The organism is Embleya sp. NBC_00888 (assembly GCF_045207655.1).
In the GTDB taxonomy this organism is placed as follows: Bacteria; Actinomycetota; Actinomycetes; order Streptomycetales; family Streptomycetaceae; genus Embleya.
Map to the genome: position 1 here is coordinate 6102935 of NZ_CP108784.1, position 18533 is coordinate 6121467.

At 73.5% G+C, this 18533-nt stretch carries 15 protein-coding genes; 11 read left to right on the forward strand and 4 right to left on the reverse strand.

Going from position 1 to position 18533, the window contains the following annotated elements; genetic code table 11:
* Positions 1 to 7 precede the first annotated feature (7 nt).
* Positions 8 to 1009, reverse strand: coding sequence for a TAXI family TRAP transporter solute-binding subunit (locus OG948_RS26135; protein WP_406298782.1), 1002 nt, complete (start codon positions 1007 to 1009; stop codon positions 8 to 10).
* 68 nt (positions 1010 to 1077) lie between these two features.
* Between OG948_RS26135 and miaB the strand changes: the two genes are divergently transcribed.
* Positions 1078 to 2565, forward strand: a complete 1488-nt coding sequence (gene miaB / locus OG948_RS26140; protein ID WP_406298783.1) for a tRNA (N6-isopentenyl adenosine(37)-C2)-methylthiotransferase MiaB — start codon at positions 1078 to 1080, stop codon at positions 2563 to 2565.
* Between the two features lie 7 nt (positions 2566 to 2572).
* On the opposite strand, the gene OG948_RS26145 is transcribed toward miaB, so the two are convergent.
* Entirely contained in the window at positions 2573 to 3160 is a 588-nt protein-coding gene (locus OG948_RS26145) for a histidine phosphatase family protein (protein WP_406298784.1), read from the reverse strand.
* A gap of 61 nt (positions 3161 to 3221) precedes the next feature.
* Here OG948_RS26145 and OG948_RS26150 point away from each other — a divergent pair, with 61 nt between their 5' ends.
* On the forward strand, positions 3222 to 3941 hold the full coding sequence (locus OG948_RS26150) for a hypothetical protein (RefSeq protein ID WP_406298785.1): 720 nt from the start codon (positions 3222 to 3224) through the stop codon (positions 3939 to 3941).
* Positions 3942 to 4038: 97 nt separating this feature from the next.
* On the opposite strand, the gene OG948_RS26155 is transcribed toward OG948_RS26150, so the two are convergent.
* Positions 4039 to 4530: an Rv0909 family putative TA system antitoxin gene (locus tag OG948_RS26155; RefSeq protein ID WP_406298786.1), complete on the reverse strand. Its 492-nt coding sequence runs from the start codon at positions 4528 to 4530 to the stop codon at positions 4039 to 4041.
* Between the two features lie 234 nt (positions 4531 to 4764).
* On the opposite strand from OG948_RS26155, the gene miaA reads away from it, so the two are divergent.
* The 6 genes from miaA (at position 4765) to hflX (ending at position 12068) form a co-directional block, all read left to right on the forward strand.
* A complete protein-coding gene (miaA, locus tag OG948_RS26160) occupies positions 4765 to 5673 on the forward strand; it encodes a tRNA (adenosine(37)-N6)-dimethylallyltransferase MiaA (RefSeq protein ID WP_406298787.1) in 909 nt (302 codons plus the stop codon).
* A 99-nt stretch (positions 5674 to 5772) separates the two neighbouring features.
* A complete protein-coding gene (gene ggt, locus OG948_RS26165) occupies positions 5773 to 7560 on the forward strand; it encodes a gamma-glutamyltransferase (RefSeq protein ID WP_406300344.1) in 1788 nt (595 codons plus the stop codon).
* A gap of 129 nt (positions 7561 to 7689) precedes the next feature.
* The gene (dapF, locus tag OG948_RS26170; RefSeq protein WP_406298788.1) at positions 7690 to 8544 is read left to right on the forward strand and encodes a diaminopimelate epimerase; all 855 of its coding nucleotides are present in this window, start codon (positions 7690 to 7692) and stop codon (positions 8542 to 8544) included.
* Positions 8545 to 8655: 111 nt separating this feature from the next.
* Complete coding sequence (locus tag OG948_RS26175; RefSeq protein WP_406298789.1) at positions 8656 to 9399, forward strand: SCO6745 family protein; 744 nt, start codon at positions 8656 to 8658, stop codon at positions 9397 to 9399.
* A gap of 224 nt (positions 9400 to 9623) precedes the next feature.
* Positions 9624 to 10337, forward strand: coding sequence for a DUF4097 family beta strand repeat-containing protein (locus OG948_RS26180; protein WP_406298790.1), 714 nt, complete (start codon positions 9624 to 9626; stop codon positions 10335 to 10337).
* Between the two features lie 225 nt (positions 10338 to 10562).
* The gene (gene hflX / locus OG948_RS26185; RefSeq protein ID WP_406298791.1) at positions 10563 to 12068 is read left to right on the forward strand and encodes a GTPase HflX; all 1506 of its coding nucleotides are present in this window, start codon (positions 10563 to 10565) and stop codon (positions 12066 to 12068) included.
* Between the two features lie 101 nt (positions 12069 to 12169).
* Here the strand turns inward: hflX and OG948_RS26190 are convergent, their stop codons facing one another.
* Entirely contained in the window at positions 12170 to 13252 is a 1083-nt protein-coding gene (locus OG948_RS26190; protein WP_406298792.1) for a trypsin-like serine peptidase, read from the reverse strand.
* A gap of 212 nt (positions 13253 to 13464) precedes the next feature.
* Between OG948_RS26190 and OG948_RS26195 the strand changes: the two genes are divergently transcribed.
* The 3 genes from OG948_RS26195 to OG948_RS26205 all read left to right on the forward strand — a co-directional run bounded on the left by OG948_RS26195 (position 13465) and on the right by OG948_RS26205 (position 18522).
* Positions 13465 to 15018 carry a diaminobutyrate--2-oxoglutarate transaminase family protein gene (locus OG948_RS26195; RefSeq protein WP_406298793.1) on the forward strand — a complete coding sequence of 518 codons (1554 nt, stop codon included), beginning with the start codon at positions 13465 to 13467 and terminating at the stop codon, positions 15016 to 15018.
* Positions 15015 to 16580 (forward strand): pyridoxal phosphate-dependent decarboxylase family protein, encoded by a 1566-nt coding sequence (locus OG948_RS26200; protein WP_406298794.1) that lies wholly within the window; start codon positions 15015 to 15017, stop codon positions 16578 to 16580. The genes OG948_RS26195 and OG948_RS26200 overlap by 4 nt, the downstream gene beginning before the upstream one ends.
* 151 nt (positions 16581 to 16731) lie before the next feature.
* Entirely contained in the window at positions 16732 to 18522 is a 1791-nt protein-coding gene (locus tag OG948_RS26205) for an IucA/IucC family protein (protein ID WP_406298795.1), read from the forward strand.
* Positions 18523 to 18533: the final 11 nt, after the last annotated feature.

An 18533-nucleotide genomic window follows, 5' to 3' on the forward strand; every position in this document is an offset into this window, starting at 1 on the left:
TGTCCGATCAGGGTTTCACCGATCGGTACCAGCGCTGGGCGCCGGCGTGCAGCGGCAGCGGATCGGTGAAGATCGCGGTCCTGGGGTCGACCAACTGCGCCGCGTGCACCTCGCGTCCGATCGCCTCCCGGTTCTCCATCACCGTCTCGGTCACCCGCCTGATCAGCACCGAATCCTGCGACGCCCGGGTGACCAACAGGTTCGGCACCGCGATGGTCGGCGTCTCGGTGCCACCGGGATAGGCGTCCGCGGGCACCACCGCCTCGCGGTACACCGGCCCGTAGCGATCGCGCAGCTTGCCCGCGAGGTCGCCGAGTTGCACCAGCCGCACCGACCAGTGCTCGGCCAGGTCGGAGACCGCCCCGGTGGGCAGCCCGCCGGACCAGAAGAACGCGTCCACCGTGCCGTCGCGCAACCGTTGGGTGGCCTCGCCGATGCCGATCCGGACCGGCGTGATGGCGTGCTCCATGTCGTTCATGCCCACCTCGCTCAGCAGCCGGCGGGTGATCAACTCCACCCCGGATCCGGGCAGCCCGACCACCACCCGGCGCCCGCGCAGGTCGGTGATCCGCTGCACCGGCGAATCGGCGGGCACCACCAGTTGCACGTAGTCGTCGTACAACCGGGCCACCGCGCGCAACCCGTCCCGGTCGGCCGGCCCCAGGTCGGCCACCGCGTCCGAGGTGGCGATGCCGAATGTGTCGACGCCGTCGATCACCCGGCGCAGGTTCTCCACCGACCCCCCGCTGGAGTTCACCGCGACTCGCACCTTGAGGTCCGCGGACAGCCGAGGCCGCAACAGTTCGCCGTAGCGGTGGTACACCCCGGTCGGCACCCCGGTGGCCAACGAGACCGGCCCGCCCGGGGTCGGCCGTTCGTCCGTCGAGAGCACCGCGTAGCCCCCGAGCACGCACAGCAGCACGAGCGTGGCCAGCCCGGCCCGGACCAGGCGGGGCCGGCGCGCGCAGGCGTCGCGCACGGAAACGGGGAGGAACGACAAGGAGGGCACGGCGGCGAGTTTGCCATGGAGGACGCCCACACACGTCAGGAAGCAAACCCCGTACCCTGTCGGGTGTTATGACTGCGCGAAGCTATGAGGTCCGCACCTACGGGTGCCAGATGAACGTCCACGACTCCGAGCGACTGTCCGGTCTGCTGGAGGACGCGGGTTACGTCCGCGCGCCCAAGGGGGAGCCGGCCGACGTGGTCGTCTTCAACACGTGCGCCGTCCGCGAGAACGCGGACAACAAGCTGTACGGGAACCTGGGCCACCTCGCGCCCGCGAAGGCCGAACGCCCCGGCATGCAGATCGCGGTCGGCGGCTGCCTCGCGCAGAAGGACCGGGACACCATCGTGCGCAAGGCGCCGTGGGTGGACGTGGTCTTCGGCACGCACAACGTGGGCTCGCTGCCGGTGCTCCTGGAGCGGGCCCGGATCGAGCAGGAGGCCCAGGTCGAGATCCTGGAGTCGCTCGACGTCTTCCCCTCCACGCTGCCCACCCGACGCGAGTCGGCGTACGCGGCGTGGGTGGCCATCTCGGTGGGCTGCAACAACACCTGCACGTTCTGCATCGTGCCCGCGCTGCGCGGCAAGGAGAAGGACCGCCGCCCCGGGGACGTGCTCGCCGAGATCGAGACGCTGGTCGGCGAGGGCGTGATCGAGGTCACCCTGCTCGGCCAGAACGTGAACGCGTACGGCTCGGACATGGGCGACCGCGAGGCGTTCTCCAAGCTGCTCCGCTCGTGCGGACGGATCGACGGCCTGGAGCGGGTGCGCTTCACCTCGCCGCACCCGCGCGACTTCACCGACGACGTGATCGCGGCGATGGCCGAGACGCCGAACGTGATGCACCAGTTGCACATGCCGTTGCAGTCCGGCTCGGACGCGATGCTGCGCGCGATGCGCCGCTCCTACCGGCAGGACCGCTATCTCGGGATCATCGAGCGGGTGCGCGCGGCGATGCCGGACGCGGCGATCTCCACCGACATCATCGTGGGCTTCCCCGGGGAGACCGACGAGGACTTCGAGCAGACCCTGCACACCGTGCGCGAGGCCCGGTTCGCCGCCGCGTTCACGTTCCAGTACTCCAAGCGCCCCGGCACGCCGGCCGCCACGATGGACGGCCAGGTGCCCAAGGAGGTCGTGACCGAGCGCTACCAGCGGCTGCTCGCGCTCCAGGAGGAGATCTCCTGGGCGGAGAACCGCGCCCAGGTCGGCCGCACCCTGGAGGTGCTGGTCGCCGAGGGCGAGGGTCGCAAGGACCACGACACCGCGCGGTTGTCCGGGCGGGCCCCGGACAACCGCCTCGTGCACTTCGAGCGCCCCGCCGAAGGCGTGCGACCGGGCGACATGGTCTCGGTCGAGATCACCTACGCCGCGCCGCACCACCTGCTCGCGGAGAAGCCGACCCCGGCGATCCGGCGCACCCCCGCGGGCGACGCGTGGGAGCGGCGCAACGCGGCCCCCGCCGCCCCCGCGACCAAGGCCGGCGTACTGCTCGGCATGCCGCAGATCGGCGCGCCCGCGGTCGGGGCCGCCCCGACCGCGGTCGCCTGTTGCGACTGAGCGCCGCTCAGGTCACGTTCCACCCGAGCAGGACCGGCTGTTCACGCTCGTAGCCGAGCGTGGACAGCCGGGCGGTCTCCAGTCGGAAGAGCCGCCCGTCCTGCGGCGGCAGACCCAGCCAGCGCGCGGTGAGCACGCGGAGCAGGTGGCCGTGCGCGACGAGCACCGCGTCCTCGCCGCCCTCGAGCACCGGACGCACCCGCGCCAGCACCCGGTCCACCCGGCGGCCCACGTCGGCGATCGACTCGCCCGGGTGGTCCGCGTCGCCGGGGGGCACCCCGTCCCGCCACAGGAACCAGCCCGGCACACTCTCGCGGATCTCGTTCGTGGTGATGCCCTCGTAGCCGCCGTAGTCCCACTCGACCAGGTCCGGTTCGACCTCCGCGCCGGTGATCCCGGCGAGTTCCGCGGTGTGTCGGGCCCGGACGAGTGGGCTGGTCAGGGCGAGCGGGAAGGTGTGCCCGGCGAGCAGGTCCGCGACCGCCTTCGCCTGGGCCTCGCCCTCCGGGGTCAGCGGGATGTCGGTCAGCCCCGTGTGCCGCCCGGACCTGCTCCACTCGGTCTCACCGTGTCGCACCAACATCAGTTCTGGCATGTGATCCATCCCATCACGCGCTCCGAGAGGCGTCGCGGCGAGCGCTTAGTACTCTCCCTGAATGCTCGTAGCCGCCGCGGTAGTCCCGTGCCCCCCGATGATCGTGCCCGAGCTGGCCCGCGGGGCCGTAGCCGAGCTGGACGGCCTGCGCGCCGCGTGTGATCAGGCCCTGGCCGCGCTGGCCGAGGCGGCACCCGACCGGTTGATCGTGCTCGGCGCGGGCGAGGCGGACGCGACGCTGGAGGCCGGCGGGACCGGCTCGTTCGCGCGGTACGGGGTCGACCTGGAGGTGACGCTGGGAGCGGGCGCCGCGGCCCGCCTGTCGCCCGCGCTGACCGTCGGCGCGTGGCTGCTCGGCCGCTCCCCGTGGGCCGCCGAGCGGATCGCGTCGGGGACCGCGCCGAGCCCGGTGACCGGCGCGGAGATCGCCGCGGACGCCGAGCCCGCGCGCTGTGCGGCCCGGGGCGCCGAACTGGTCGCGGGCGCCGATCGGGTCGCGCTCCTGGTGGTGGCGGACGGGTCCGCGTGCCGGACCGAGAAGGCCCCCGGCTACCTCGACGCGCGCGCCGAGCCGTACGACCTCGCGCTCGGCGCGGCGCTCGAGGCGGCCGACCAGGTCGCGCTCGCGGAGCTGGACCCGGCCCTCGCACGGGAACTGTGGGTGGCGGGCCGGCCCGCGCTCCAGGTGCTGGCCGGCGCGGCGGGTCCGGGTCGGCAGAGCCGGTTGCTCTATGCCGAGGCGCCCTACGGCGTCGGCTACTTCGTGGCGCTCTGGTCCTGACCGCGCCCGCGTTGTGACGGCGGCGGCGGCCGTGCGGCCCCGGACATGACGACGGGCGGCGGCCACCGGAATCCGGTGACCACCGCCCGCGGGCGACTCAGGCGCCGGGTTCCGCCGGGGGCCGGCTCTCGGGCGTCGCCTCGGCGGTCGCGTCGGGCGCGCCGCCGCCGGCCTTGCCCACTGCCTCCTTGGCCTTGTCCGAGGCGCCCTGGATCTTGTCGGTGTGCTTGCCGCCGGTCTTTCGATCGGCGACCTCGGCGGCCTTGTCGACGCCCTTGTCGGCCTTGTCGCCGTGCTGACCCAGCAGGCCCTCGGCCTTGGCCTTGATGTTGTCGAAGACACCCATGTCCTGCTCCTCCTCGGATGCGCCCGCCTCGACCGGTTCACCGGCCGCGTCCCCGGGGGTCCGGGGAGCGGGCGTCGTGGCCGTCGCCTCGACCGGTTCGGCCTCGGCGGCGGGCGATGCCGGCGTCGCGGGCCGGTCCTCGACCAGCGTGGCGGTGTCCGTGCCCGCCGCGTTGTGCGAGCAGCACGAGCCGCTCTCCTCCGACGTGCTCGGACGCCGCTTGAACCAGTCGAAAACACTCACAATTTCTCCTAGACCGTATGTCTGTGGTCGTTGTCGTGCATTTCGGCGGCAATACGGGGGGACGTTCCGCCGAGCCGCCCGGAGTACATGGGTCGCCGGAGATCAACGAGAGCGAACGGTGCCGGTCACGACCACGCGGGCGGCCGTACCGCAACGAGCGACGGCAGGCGTGGCGACGGCGACCCGGGGCCACGCCCGGCACGACCGGGAGTGGTGATCCGGCAGACTTGGGGGGTGAGTCCCCGTGTCATTGCCGTCGTCGGTCCCACTGCGGCCGGAAAGTCCGATCTGGGGGTCGCCTTGGCCCGCGCGCTGGACGGGGAGGTGATCAACACCGATTCCATGCAGCTCTACAGGGGCATGGACATCGGCACCGCCAAACTGACCGTCGCCGAGCGCGAAGGCGTCCCGCACCACCTGCTCGACGTGTGGGACGTGACCGTCTCCGCCAGCGTGGCCGAGTACCAGCGCGACGCGCGGGTGCTGGTCGAGGACCTGCTGGCGCGCGGCAGGACACCCGTCCTGGTCGGCGGCTCGGGGCTGTACGTGCGCGCGGTGCTGGACGACCTGGAGTTCCCCGGCACCGACCCGCAGATCCGGGCCCGGCTGGAGGCCGAGGCCGAACGGGTGGGCCCCGGTCCGCTGCACGAGCGCCTCGCCGCGGCCGATCCGCCCGCCGCCGCCGCGATCCTGCCCGGCAACGCCCGACGGATCGTGCGCGCGCTGGAGGTCATCGAGCTCACCGGGCGGCCGTTCACCGCCACGCTGCCCACCCACCGCTCGTTCTACGACAGCGTGCAGATCGGGGTGGACGTACCCCGACCGGTGCTGGACGAGCGGATCACCACGCGGGTGGACCGGATGTGGGCCGCGGGTCTGGTCGAGGAGGTGCGCGAGCTGGAGGGGGCCGGTCTGCGCGAGGGCCGGACCGCGTCGCGCGCGCTGGGCTACGCGCAGGTGCTGCGGCTGCTCGCGGGCGAGTGCACCGACGAGGAGGCCCGTGAGGACACCGTGCGCACCACCCGCCGGTTCGCCCGCAGGCAGGACACCTGGTTCCGACGCGATCCCCGGATCGAATGGCTGGAGCACTCCCGGGCCGATCTGCTGGATGCCGCACTCGAACGGGTGATCCGACCCGAGTAGGGGTGTTGCGGGTGGGGCCCACGTGGCACGGTGGGGGGTCCGTGGCACACCCAAACCTGCTCGGGGGAGGCGGTCGTGATCCGCTCTGTTCGTCGCGCCATGGCGCTGGGTACGGCGCTGGGGCTCGCGTTGACCATTCCGGGAGTGGCGTCCGCGCACCCCGGCGAGTCGGGCGGCCCACCGGCCAAGCAGCCGGTGGCCACGGGGTGGGGCGGCGCGGTCTCCAGCGTCGACCCCGACGCCACCCGGATCGGTCTGGACGTGCTGCGCCGCGGCGGCAACGCGGTGGACGCCGCGGTGGCCACGGCCGCCGCGCTCGGCGTCACCGAGCCGTACTCGTCGGGGATCGGCGGCGGTGGCTACTTCGTCTACTACGACGCCCGCAGCCGCACCGTGCGCACCCTGGACGGCCGCGAGACGGCACCCGCCAAGATGGGCGAGGGCGCGTTCCTCGACCCGGCCACCGGGCTGCCGATCCCGTTCGACCAGGGGGTCAACTCGGGGCTCTCGGTGGGTGTACCCGGCACCCCGCAGACCTGGAACACCGCGCTGCGCACGTGGGGCACCACCAATCTGCGCGCGGCCCTGGAGCCCGCCCGGGCACTGGCCGAGCGCGGGTTCGTGGTCGACCAGACCTTCCACGACCAGACCGCGGCGAACGCGAGCCGGTTCGACGACATCGCCCCGACCGCGAAGCTGTTCCTGCCGAACGGACAGCCGCCCGTCGTGGGCAGCGTCTTCCGCAATCCGGACCTGGCCCGGACCTACGAGCAGCTCGGCCGCAACGGCGTGGACTGGCTGTATCGGGGTGGGCTCGGCCGCGAGGTGGTGCGCACCGCGCAACAGCCACCGATGGCGCCCGGCGCGGACCGGGTCTTTCGGCCCGGCCTGATCGAAACCGGTGACCTCGCCCGCTACCGGGTCCTGGACCAGCGGCCCACCCGGGTCGACTTCCGCGGGCTGGACGTCTACGGCATGGCGCCGTCCTCGTCGGGCGGATCCACCGTGGGCGAGGCGCTCAACATCCTGGAGACCACCGACCCGCGCCGGCAGGACGAGGTCGCCGCGACGCACCACTACCTGGAGGCGTCCCGCCTCGCCTTCGCCGACCGCAACCGCTACGTCGGCGACCCGGCCTTCGTGGACGTACCGCTCCGGGGCCTGCTCGCGGACGGCTACGCCCGGGAGCGCGCGTGCCTGATCGACCCCGACCACGCCGCGGTGAGCCCGGTCCCGCCGGGTGATCCCACCGCACCGTACGACCGGAGCTGCCGGCCCACCGGCACGCCCGAGGCGGCCGAGCCGATCGAGGGGTTGTCCACGACCCACCTGGTCACCGCCGACCGCTGGGGCAACGTGGTGTCCTACACGCTGACCATCGAGCAGACCGGCGGCAGCGCGATCACCGTGCCCGGGCGCGGCTTCCTGCTCAACAACGAACTGACGGACTTCAACTTCGCGCCGCTCACCCCCGGCGTGTTCGACCCCAACCTGCCCGCGCCGGGCAAGCGCCCGCGCAGCAGCATGTCGCCGACGATCGTGCTTCGCGATGGTCGGCCGTTCATCGCGGTCGGCTCGCCCGGCGGCGCGACCATCATCACCACCGTGCTCCAGGTGCTGACCGGGCGGCTGGACCGCGGGTTGTCCCTGCCGCAGGCGGTCGCCGCGCCGCGCCTGTCCCAGCGCAACGGGGCGGCCACCGAGGTCGAACCCGGGGTGCCGGCTTCGCTGCGCACGGCCCTGGAGCAACGCGGGCACGTGCTCAAGGCCAATCCGGAGATCGGCGCCGCCGCGGCGCTGGAGTTCCTCCCGGGCGGCCGGGTCCAGGCGGTGGCGGAACCGACCCGCAGGGGTGGTGGCGCGGCGGGTGTGGTCCGGCCCGACTGATCGGGCCCGATGGGCGGGAGCCCTCCGATAACGGGCCTCACTCCGGCCGACCCGGCCCCTTCGCACACCCCGAACGCCCCCGGTGGAAACCCTCCCGGGGCGTTCGCGGCCACGGCCTAGGATGGTGCGGTGAGCACTCTGCACTTCTTCAAGGGCCACGGCACCGAGAACGACTTCGTGATCGTGCCGGACGCGGACGGCGAGCTGGACCTGACCGCCGAGCAGGTCGTCGCGCTGTGCGATCGGCGCGCGGGCATCGGTGCCGACGGCGTGCTGCGCGTGGTGCGCGCGGCGAAGGACCCGGCCGCCGAGCATCTGGCCGGCGAGGCCGAGTGGTTCATGGACTACCGCAACAGCGACGGGTCGATCGCGCAGATGTGCGGAAACGGCGTGCGGGTGTTCGCCCGGCACCTGGTCGAGCGCGGCCTGGCCGAGGCGGGCGAGTTGCGGGTGGCCACCCGCGGCGGGGTCAAGGTGGTCACCGCGCCGAGCGAGGGCCCGGTCACCGTCGACATGGGCGTGGCCCGGCTGCCCGGCTCCGAGGGCATCGGGGTGGACGTCGAGGGGCGGGTGCGGCCCGCGACCAACGTCGACATGGGCAATCCGCACGCCGTGGTGTTCGTCGAGGACCTGGCCCAGGCGGGCCTGCTGTACACGGCGCCCGCGGTATCCCCGGAAGGGGCCTACCCCGAAGGGGTCAACGTCGAGTTCGTGGTGCGTCGGGGACCGGGGCACGTGGCGATGCGGGTGCACGAGCGCGGCTCCGGTGAGACCCGCTCGTGTGGGACCGGGGCGTGTGCGGTGATGGTCGCCGCGGCGCGGGCGGACGGCGCGGAGCCGGCCGTCACCGGTGAGCCGGTCACGTACACGGTGGACGTCCCCGGCGGTCGGCTGGTGATCACCGAGCGGGTGGACGGCCATGTCGAGATGACCGGCCCGGCCGTGATCGTCGCCGAGGGACGGGTCGACCTCGCCCGGTTGTGACATCCGCGCCGGCGATGTCGCCGGCGCCATCGGGCACCTGTGCACGCCCGGCGCCCCGTGATAGGTCTTGCATGACCTGGTCAAGCAATACCGTCATGGGGAGACACCGACATGAGCAGCTTGGACACGGCACGCGCCACCACCCGCGCGGTGAAGAAGACGGTGCAGGCGGGCGGGGCCTTCTTCTTCGCGCCGAACACGGTGGCGCGCGGCGCGGAGTTGGGCCTGGACGGCGTGACCCTGTACATCACCGGTCGCGGCGGGGTGCTCGGTGACGCGGACGACGAGACGGTGGTCCGCGCCTTCCACCATTTCACCGCCGAGACCCTGATCCCGCTGTGGGAGGCGGGCCGCAAGGTCGCGCCGCCCGCGCGGATCGGCGAACTGTACGCGGACTGCGTGCGCGCGTGGGGTCGCGAGCACCTGGCCGACCTGCCCGAGGTGGAGCGACTCGCCGCGATCACCACCCGGATCGTGCGGGCCAACGACCTGGGTGGGCTGGCTCCGCTCTATGCGGCCTGGCGCGGTGTACCTCTTCCGGATGACGCGCCCGCCGTGCTCGCGCAGAACCTCCAGACGCTGCGCGAGCACCGCGGCGGGCTGCACATCCTGGCGTTGGCCGCGCATCGTCTCGCACCGGTGGAGGCCCAGGCGGCCGAGGCGAGCCCGTATCTGGAGTTCTACGGGCACCGGAAGCCGTTTCCCGAGGTCACGGCCGATCTGAGGGCCCGACGGGAGGCCGCGGAGGAGCTCACGGACGAGCTGGTGGCGGCCGGCTACGCGGTCCTGGACGAGGCCGAGGCGGCCGATTTCGCCGCCCTCGAGCCGGCCTTGGGCGCGCGCCTGGCGCACTGACGCGGGCGGTGGGTCCCGGTACCGGGGTCCGGGAGAACCCCTAGGCGGGTCCTTCCTGGAGGTGGAGCGCCTCGGGGCTCTCTCCTGCCAGGGAAGGACCCGCCGTACCCGACGCCGGACCGACGCGGGACGAGGCGGGTATTCCTAGCCTGAGGGGTACCAGGAAAGCGGGGGAGTGGTCGTGCGTTCGGGCGGCGCACCCCGCCCCGACCCAAGGAGATCCCATGTCTGCCCGCACTCGCCGACTGACCCTGTTGGCCCCGCTGGTCGCGCTCCCGCTGGTCCTCACCGCGTGCGAATTCAACGTGGACACCGACGACCACGAGGCGGAGAAGAAGACCACGTCCTACGACGTCACGCAGAACGTGCGCTCGGTCAAGGTGGACAGCAACGCGGGCAACGTCAAGGTGACCGAGGCCGACGTCAAGACGGTCAAGGTGACGGAGAAACAGCATTACGACAAGACGGCCCCGACGACCACGCACAACGTGGACGGCAACGGCCAACTGGTCCTGGACTACGACTGCGCGAGCAAGAAGGCCTGCTTCGTGGCGTACGAGGTGACCATCCCGCGCGGGGGAACCGCGCTCGACATCCGCACCGACGCCGGCAACGTGACCCTGCGCGATGTGAGCGGGACGCTCAACCTGCACACCAGCGCGGGCAAGATCGACGGCGAGGGGGTCACCTCGGCGAAGGCGACCGCGCAGACCAGCGCCGGGTCGATCGACCTGACCTTCACCAAGCCGCCCACCGACGTGGACGCCAAGACCAACGCGGGCCGGGCCACGGTGCGTGTCCCGGGCGGGCAGCAGTACGCGGCGGACGTGTCCACCACCCTCGGCGACACCGACGTGAAGGTCTCGCGCAACGACCAGTCGCAGCACAAGATCAAGGTGCACACCGACGCGGGACAGGCGCGACTGCTCACCTCGTGAGGTCGCGGCGCGCGGTGGACCCGCGCGGTGGACCCGAGGGGGCGCCTCCGGCGGGCGCCTCGGGCGCGGCGGCGGGTCGGGCGGGCCGGGAGTCGGCCGGGTGCGCGGATCTCGGGTGACGAACCGGCCGAAAACCCGGATGCCCGTGCGGTGGCCGCCGTGGGACCATCGTGACGGCCGCCCCGGGGAATGGAGCGGCCCGCCGACTACGTTGAACAGGACGATATGACTTCTCGCTCACACCGCGCCGGACACGACGACACGGACTCGACTCCCCCATTCGACGACGCCGACGGCTTCGACGACGGAGCGGCCTTCGACGGATTCGGAACGGGCGATGACGTCGGGGTCGGTCCGCTCGACTACGACGGCGACCAGTTCGACCGCGAGGAGCGCAGTGCGCTCCGCCGGATCGCCGGTCTCTCCACGGAGCTGACCGATGTCACCGAGGTCGAATACCGGCAGCTTCGCCTGGAACGAGTCGTGCTCGTCGGGGTCTGGACCGACGGGACCGCGGCCGACGCCGAATATTCGCTCAAGGAACTCGCGGCGCTCGCGGAAACCGCGGGCTCGCAGGTGCTGGACGGACTGATCCAGCGCCGTGACAAGCCGGACCCGGCGACCTACATCGGGTCCGGAAAGGCCAGGGAACTGCGCGACGTGGTGATCGCCACGGGCGCGGACACCGTGGTCTGCGACGGTGAGCTGACCCCGGGTCAGCTCATCCAGCTCGAAGACGTGGTCAAGGTCAAGGTCGTGGACCGCACGGCGCTGATCCTGGACATCTTCGCGCAGCACGCCAAGTCCCGAGAGGGCAAGGCCCAGGTCTCGCTGGCGCAGATGCAGTACATGCTGCCGCGCCTGCGCGGTTGGGGTGCCTCGCTGTCGCGCCAGATGGGTGGCGGCGGCGGTGGCGGGATGGCCACGCGTGGTCCCGGTGAGACGAAGATCGAGACCGATCGTCGGCGCATCCGGGAGAAGATGGCCAAGATGCGCCGCGAGATCGCGGACATGAAGAAGGCCCGGGACACCAAGCGGCAGGAGCGGCGTCGCAACGCCATTCCGTCGGTGGCCATCGCGGGTTACACCAACGCCGGCAAGTCCTCGATCCTGAACCGGTTGACCGGTGCGGGCGTGCTGGTGGAGAACGCGCTGTTCGCCACGCTGGATCCGACGGTGCGCCGGGCCGAGACGCCCAGCGGTCGCGGGTACACGTTGGCGGACACGGTCGGCTTCGTGCGGCATCTGCCGCACCAGTTGGTCGAGGCGTTCCGGTCCACCCTGGAGGAGGTCGCCGACGCGGACCTGATCCTGCACGTGGTGGACGGCTCCGACCCCACGCCGGAGGCCCAACTGGCCGCCGTACGCGAGGTGTTCACCGAGGTCGAGGCGCACAAGGTGCGCGAGATCGTGGTGGTGAACAAGGCCGACGCGGCCGATCCGGAGGTGCTCGCGCGGCTGTTGCGTCGGGAGAAGCACGCGATCGTGGTGTCCGCCCGGACCGGGCAGGGCATGGACGAGCTGCTCGCGCTGATCGACGAGGAACTGCCGCGTCCGGACGTGGAGGTCGAGGTGGTCGTGCCGTACGAGCGCGGCGATCTGGTCGCCAAGGTGCACGGCAGCGGTGAGCTGCTGGCCACCGAGCACCGCGAGGCGGGCACCTGGCTGCACGCCCGGGTGGGCCGGCAACTCGCGGCCGAGCTGGAGCGGTTCGTGGTCGCCAAGCGCTGATCCTCGGTACCTTCGGGCCCGGGTCGCACACCGATGTCGGTGTGTGGCCCGGGCCTTCGTCGTGTCCGGGTGCGGCTGTGGCGCGGGGTGCGGTGGTCCGCTCAGCGTTTGCCGCCCGGATCCTCCAGCATCCGGCGGGCCTCCGGGCCCAGGTAGGGGCCGGCGATCCAGGTGTGTCCGGCGCCGCTGAGCGCGCTGTTGCCGATCAGCCGCAGGGTGCCGTCGGGGGCGGTGGCGTACCAGCCGCCGCCGCTGGCGCCGGCTGTCATGGTGCAGCCGATCCGCAGCAGCGGCGGCGCGTTCGGGTCGACGGTCACCCGGCGCGGGGCCTGGGTGCAGCCGAACATGGTCAGGCCGTCGAAGGGGGCGTCCTGGGGGTAGCCGTAGGCACTGGCGGCGGGGAGGTCGCGCGGGGCGTCGAACCAGACCGGCAGGGCGCGGCCGACCACCTCCTCCAGGCTGCGCGTGCCGCGGTCGGGGTTCTTGACCTCGACCACCGCGTAGTCGTGGGCGGTGGCCGGTGAGGCGGAGCCGGTGCCGCCCGTGCGCCACTGCTCGGAGGTGGCGACCGAGGTCGCCGGCCACTGGCCGAACGGCGCGACCGGGCCGGGGTTGCCGAGGTTGGCCAGGGTGGCCTGGCCGCTGCTGTTGAACGCGGGCACGAATTGCAGGCTGCCGAACCAGGTGCCGCCGCGGCCGGCGTGGACGCAGTGGCCGGCGGTCCACACCAGGTTGCTGCGGCCGGGGCGCTTGGGGTCGGCGACCACGGTGCCGGAGCAGACCGAGGGGCCGTCGGGGGCCTCGAAGAAGAGTTTGCCGACGGCGACGGTACCGGCCTCGCCGGTGTAGGGGCGGGCGATCGGTCGGGCCTGGACGGGCGGCGGCTTGGCCTCGGCGAGCACGTCGGGCAGGGGGCCGCCGGTGGGCTGTGGGTCCGGGTCCTCGGGGGCCGCGGCGGGTGCGGGTGGGCCCTCGTCGCTCTTGGGGTCCCGGGGTTTGGCCCGGCTCATGCGTTCCGGGGTCCAGTGCGCGGGATCGCCCGGATCCGCGAGCGCCCCCGGTGCCCTGTCATTGCCGTCGTCGTTGCCGGCGCCGTCCAGTGTCAGTGCCATGACGGTGCCCGTCACCAGCAGCGACACCGCCACCGTCAGCGTGACGAACAGCGTGCGAACGCCGCGCGTCAAGCGCCTACCTCCCCGTGTGCGCCCCCGTATTCGACCGCCCGACAGTATCGGAGGGCCCGCCGGCCGTGATCGGGCGGCGGTTCGGTCGTTGTTTCAGCAGGGGCCGTCGATCCGGCGATAGTCACTCGTTGTGATGATGGGTTTGCCTTCCGTCGTCAGTTAAAGGTAAGCCTTACCTAATTTCCGATCGCCCTTGTGGAGGTGCCGCAGTCATGACCGCCGCCCTGACCAGGCCGGACGACCGCTCCGGTACCGAGGACCCGGCGCCGCCCGCGCCGCCTGCCGACACCACGCCCGCCGACACCACGCCCGCCGACACCGCTCATTCCGAAACCGCTCATGCCGACACCGTGCCCGCGGATGCCGGGCGGATCGGTCGGCAGCGCGCCGGCACGCCGGTCGCCGACGGGCCGGGCATCCTGCGCCGGCAGGCCGCCCGCGAGTCCTCGGCCCGCACCTACGCGCGATCGTTGCCGATCGTGCCGGTGCGGGCGCGCGGGATGACCGTCGAGGGGGCCGACGGCCGACGCTATCTGGACTGCCTCTCCGGCGCCGGCACGCTCGCGCTCGGCCACAACCATCCCGTGGTGCTCGCCGCGATCCGGGGCGTGTTGGACACCGGCGCACCGCTGCACGTGCTGGACCTGGCCACGCCGGTCAAGGACCGCTTCGTCGAGGAACTGTTCGCCACGCTGCCGCCGGAGTTGGCGCGCGACGCCCGGATCCAGTTCTGCGGGCCGGCCGGCACCGACGCGGTGGAGGCGGCACTGAAGCTGGTGCGCACCGCGACCGGGCGGCGCGGGGTGGTCGCGTTCACCGGCGCCTACCACGGGATGACCGAGGGGGCGCTCGCGGTCGGCGGCGACACCGCGATCCGCGACGCGACCGGTGCGGGCACCGGCGACACCGTGCGGCTGCCGTTCCCGCAGGACTACCGCTGTCCGTTCGGCACCGGCGGCGCCGAGGGCGAGCGGATCGCCGCGCACTACGCGCGCACGCTGCTGACGGATCCGGGCGGCGGGGTGCCGGCCGCCGCGGGGATGATCGTGGAGCCGGTCCAGGGCGAGGGCGGGGTGCTGCCCGCGCCGGACGGCTGGTTGCGCGAGATGCGCCGGCTGACGGCCGAGCGCGGGATCGCGTTGATCGCGGACGAGGTACAGACCGGCCTGGGCCGCACCGGCGCGATGTGGGGTGTGGACCACGCCGGCGTGGTGCCGGACGTGATGGTCGTGTCCAAGGCGATCGGCGGCAGCCTGCCGCTGGCGGTGGTGGTCTACCGCGCCGAGTTGGACCACTGGTGGCCCGGCGCGCACGCGGGCACCTTCCGCGGCAATCAGCTCGCGATGGCCGCCGGCACCGCGACGATCGCGTTCGTGCGCGAGCACCGACTGCACGAGCGTGCGGCCCTGCTGGGGGCCCGACTCGCGGGCGCGCTGCGCGATCTCATGCCGGATCAGCCCGCGATCGGGGAGGTGCGCGGACGCGGCCTGATGCTCGGCGTGGAGATCGTCGAGCCGGACGCCGCCCCGGACGCGTGCGGGGCCCGTCCCGCGGCGCCGCGGTTGGCGATCGGGGTCCGGCGCGAGGCGCTGGCCCGGGGGCTGATCGTGGAACTGGGCGGGCGACACGACAGCGTGGTGCGGCTGCTGCCGCCGCTGACGATGACCGACGTGCAGGCGGACGCGGTGCTGGAGCGGCTGGCGGACGCGATCGAGGCGGCCCGGCGCGGCCACTCGGGCACGGCGGTCGGATCGGGGTCGGCGTGAGCGGCGCGCGGCACGTCGGACATCCGGTCGGGGCCGCGCTCGCGGGCGGGGTCACCGGAGCCGACGAGCTGCGGGCGCTGGTCGAGGTCGCGCTGTCCGCGCTGGAGGCCGGGGTGGGCGCGCGGGGCGGGCCGCTGCCGGCGGGCGGTCCGAGCGTGGTCGCGGCCGAGGTGGCCCGGGTGCTGGGCCCGGGCGCGTTGGGCGCGGGTGCGGCGGGGGCGTTCGCGAGCGCGCGCGGGGCGGCCGGCGGTGGTCCGGGCCCGCTGCCGGTGATCGGGGTGGGCGAGTCCGCCGCGCTGCGCGAGTTGTCCGCGCTGCTGGCGTGGGGCACGGCCGATCCGGCCGATCCGCACTGCGCGGGGCATCTGCACTGCCCGCCGTTGGCCGTCGCGGTGGCGGCTGACCTGGTCGCCGCCGCGCTCAACCCCTCGCTCGACTCGTGGGACCAGGCCCCGGCGGCGAGCGCGCTGGAGGTCGAGGTGGTCGCCGCGCTCGCGGGCCTGGTCGGCTTCACCCCCGGCGTGGCCGGCGGCACGATCACCAGCGGCGGCACCGAGGCCAACCTGATGGGCCTGCTGCTCGCGCGCGACGCCGCCGGGCCCGGGGTGGGCCGGCGGCGGATCCTGTGCTCGCAGGCCGCGCACTTCTCGGTGCGCCGCTGCGCGGGCCTGCTGGGCCTGGGCGAGGACGCCGTGGTCACCGTGCCGGCCGGCGCCGACCACCGGATGGACCCGGACGCGCTGGCCGCGGCCGGTCGGCGGGTGCTGGCGGGCAACGACCGGATCGCGGCGATCGTGGCCACCGCGGGCACCACCGACCTGGGTGCGATCGAGGCGCTGCCGGCGATCGCCTCGGTGGCCCGCGAGTTGCACGCGTGGCTGCACGTGGACGCGGCCTACGGCGGCGGCGCGCTGTTCTCGGACCGGCTCGCGCCGCTGCTGGTCGGGTTGGACCGGGCCCACTCGGTGGGTCTGGACCTGCACAAGCTGGGCTGGCAGCCGATCGCCGCCGGGGTCTTCCTGGTGCGCGACGCGGCGCTGCTGGGCCCGCTCGCGCAGCGCGCCGCGTACCTGAATCCGGACGACGACGAACAGGCCGGCTACCTCAGCCTGTTGGGCAACTCGCCGCGCACCACGCGGCGCGCGGACGTGTTCAAGATCGCGGTCACCCTGCGCGCGCTGGGCCGCTCGGGGCTGGGCGAGCTGGTCGATCGTTGCCACGATCTGGCCCGGCACGCGGCGGAGTTGATCCACGCCGACCCGCGCCTGGAACTGGTCGCGGAGCCGGTGCTCACCTCGGTGGTCTTCCGCTACCTCCCCGACCGGTACGACGGGCGCAGACCCGCGGACCGGGCCGAGGTGGACCGGGTCAACGCTGCGCTGCGCCGTCGGCTGCTGCACGAGGGGCGGGCGGTGGTGGGCCGTACCGAACTGGGCGAGGGGCCCGGCGCGGTCCGGCTCAAGCTCACCCTGCTCAACCCGAACACCACCGGCACGGACCTGGCGGCGCTGCTCGCGGCCGTGGTCGAGGCGGGGCGCGCGGAAAGCGCCCCGGCGGGCTGACGCTCCGTCAACAATCTTCGGTTCCGCGCGCCTCGCATGTTTGCGACCTTTCGCGCCAAACAATCGACACGGGTCGAAATCTCCACATCCCGACAGCACGCTCATTCACGGGCATCGACCACCGGGTCGATCGACACCACACGGAGCAGCGATGACCATCGCGGGTCCCGATCCGTCCGCCGTGCGGACGGATCCCGAAACGGACCATCTCGACGCGCCGGACACCCGGCGGGCCGCCGACGGGGCGACGCTCGAATGCCTGCTTCGCTGCTGGGTGCGCGAACGCGCGCTGCCCGAGCCGGAGTCGAGCATGCTGACCATCGATCTGCCCGCGATCGGCCGGACCCTGACGGTGCCGGTGCACTACTGGTCGCCCTCGGGGTGGCACCGCTTCGGCGCCCCGCACCTGGTCGACGAGGGCCGGCTGAACGCGGTCACGCTGACGCTGCTGTTGGGCGACGAGGCGAGCGCGCAGGAGGCGAGCGAGGGCGAGGCCGGCGCGCACGAGGCGGGCGGGGCGTGCGGAGACACCGCGATCCGGGTGGCCGACTCGGTCACCCGCGCCGAGCGCTACATCGCCTACCGCCGCGCGCACCCCGAGGACCCGCCCGGCACGGCGCCGTTCCTGGCCGCCGAGCAGTCGCTGGTGCTGGGCCATCCGATGCACCCCACGCCCAAGAGCCGAGACCGGCTCGACCCGGACGAGGACGCCGCGTGGTCGCCGGAATTGCGCGGCTCCTTCGCGCTGCACTGGTTCGCCGCGGACGCCGACCTGGTCGCGCAGGACAGCGCGCTGGAGCGCGAGGCGGCCGAGGTGCTCGCCGAGTTCGCCGGCGGGTTGCGCGCGCCCGAGGGCACCGTGCTGGTGCCCGCCCACCCGTGGCAGGCCCGGGACCTGCCCGAGCGCCCGCATCTGCGGGCGCTGTTCGACGCGGGTCGGCTGCGCGCGCTGGGTCCGGCCGGCGCCCCGTGGCATCCCACCTCGTCGGTGCGCACCGTCTACCGCCCCGACGCCGAGGTGATGCTCAAGCTCTCGCTGGGCCTGCGGATCACCAACTCGCGCCGGGAGAACCTGCCCAAGGAACTGCTGCGCGGGATCGAGGTGCACCGCCTGCTGCGCTCCGGTCTGGAGCACGAACTGCGGTCCGTGCACCCCGCCTTCGACATCGTCCGCGACCCGGCCTGGATCTCGGTGGCGCCGCCGGAGCCGTACCCGCGCCAGGACCGACCCGCGGCCGGCCTGGAGTTGGTGCTGCGGGCCAATCCGTTCGCCGTCGACCAGCGGGTCTCGTGCGTGGCCGCACTGGTGGCCGAACGGCCCGGGATCGGCCCCTCGCGGCTGGCCGGATACGTACACGCGCTCGCCGAGCGCACCGGGCGGGCACCGGCCTCGGTCGCCGAGGAGTGGTTCGAGCGCTACCTGGCGGTGGTGGCCGAACCGGTGTTGTGGCTGGACCGGCACGCGGGCATCGCGCTGGAGGCGCACCAGCAGAACACCCTGGTCCTGTTGGACGCGGACGGCCTGCCGGTGGGCGGACGCTACCGGGACAACCAGGGCTACTACTTCCGTGCCTCGCGCGCGGGCGACCTGGCCCGCCGGTTGCCCGCCGCGGGAGTGGCCAGCGACACCGTGGTGGCGGACGAGATCGCCGACGAGCGGCTGGCCTACTACCTGGGCGTGAACAACCTGCTCGGCCTGATCGGCGCGTTCGGCGCACAGGGCCTGGTCGAGGAGTCGGTGCTGCTGGCCCGCCTGCGCGCGTTGCTCGCCGGCCACGCGTCCACCTCCGGCGCGGCGCGCTCGCTGCTCACCGATCCCAGGCCGCGCTGCAAGGCCAACCTGCTGACCCGACTGCACGGCCTCGACGAACTCGTCGGTCCCGTGGCGACGCAGTCGATCTACGTGCACATCCGCAACCCGCTCGCCGACGCCCCCGCGTGAGCCCGGCCCCA

What these genes read in the sequence shown, in the direction of transcription:
- hflX (WP_406298791.1), top strand. Translation starts at nt 10,563, where the DNA reads ATGACTTCTCGCTCACACCGCGCCGGACACGACGACACGGACTCGACT.
- OG948_RS26145 (WP_406298784.1), bottom strand. Translation starts at nt 3,160, where the DNA reads ATGCCAGAACTGATGTTGGTGCGACACGGTGAGACCGAGTGGAGCAGG.
- ggt (WP_406300344.1), top strand. Translation starts at nt 5,773, where the DNA reads ATGGCGCTGGGTACGGCGCTGGGGCTCGCGTTGACCATTCCGGGAGTG.
- OG948_RS26175 (WP_406298789.1), top strand. Translation starts at nt 8,656, where the DNA reads ATGAGCAGCTTGGACACGGCACGCGCCACCACCCGCGCGGTGAAGAAG.
- OG948_RS26180 (WP_406298790.1), top strand. Translation starts at nt 9,624, where the DNA reads ATGTCTGCCCGCACTCGCCGACTGACCCTGTTGGCCCCGCTGGTCGCG.
- OG948_RS26205 (WP_406298795.1), top strand. Translation starts at nt 16,732, where the DNA reads ATGACCATCGCGGGTCCCGATCCGTCCGCCGTGCGGACGGATCCCGAA.
- miaB (WP_406298783.1), top strand. Translation starts at nt 1,078, where the DNA reads ATGACTGCGCGAAGCTATGAGGTCCGCACCTACGGGTGCCAGATGAAC.
- OG948_RS26195 (WP_406298793.1), top strand. Translation starts at nt 13,465, where the DNA reads ATGACCGCCGCCCTGACCAGGCCGGACGACCGCTCCGGTACCGAGGAC.
- OG948_RS26150 (WP_406298785.1), top strand. Translation starts at nt 3,222, where the DNA reads ATGCTCGTAGCCGCCGCGGTAGTCCCGTGCCCCCCGATGATCGTGCCC.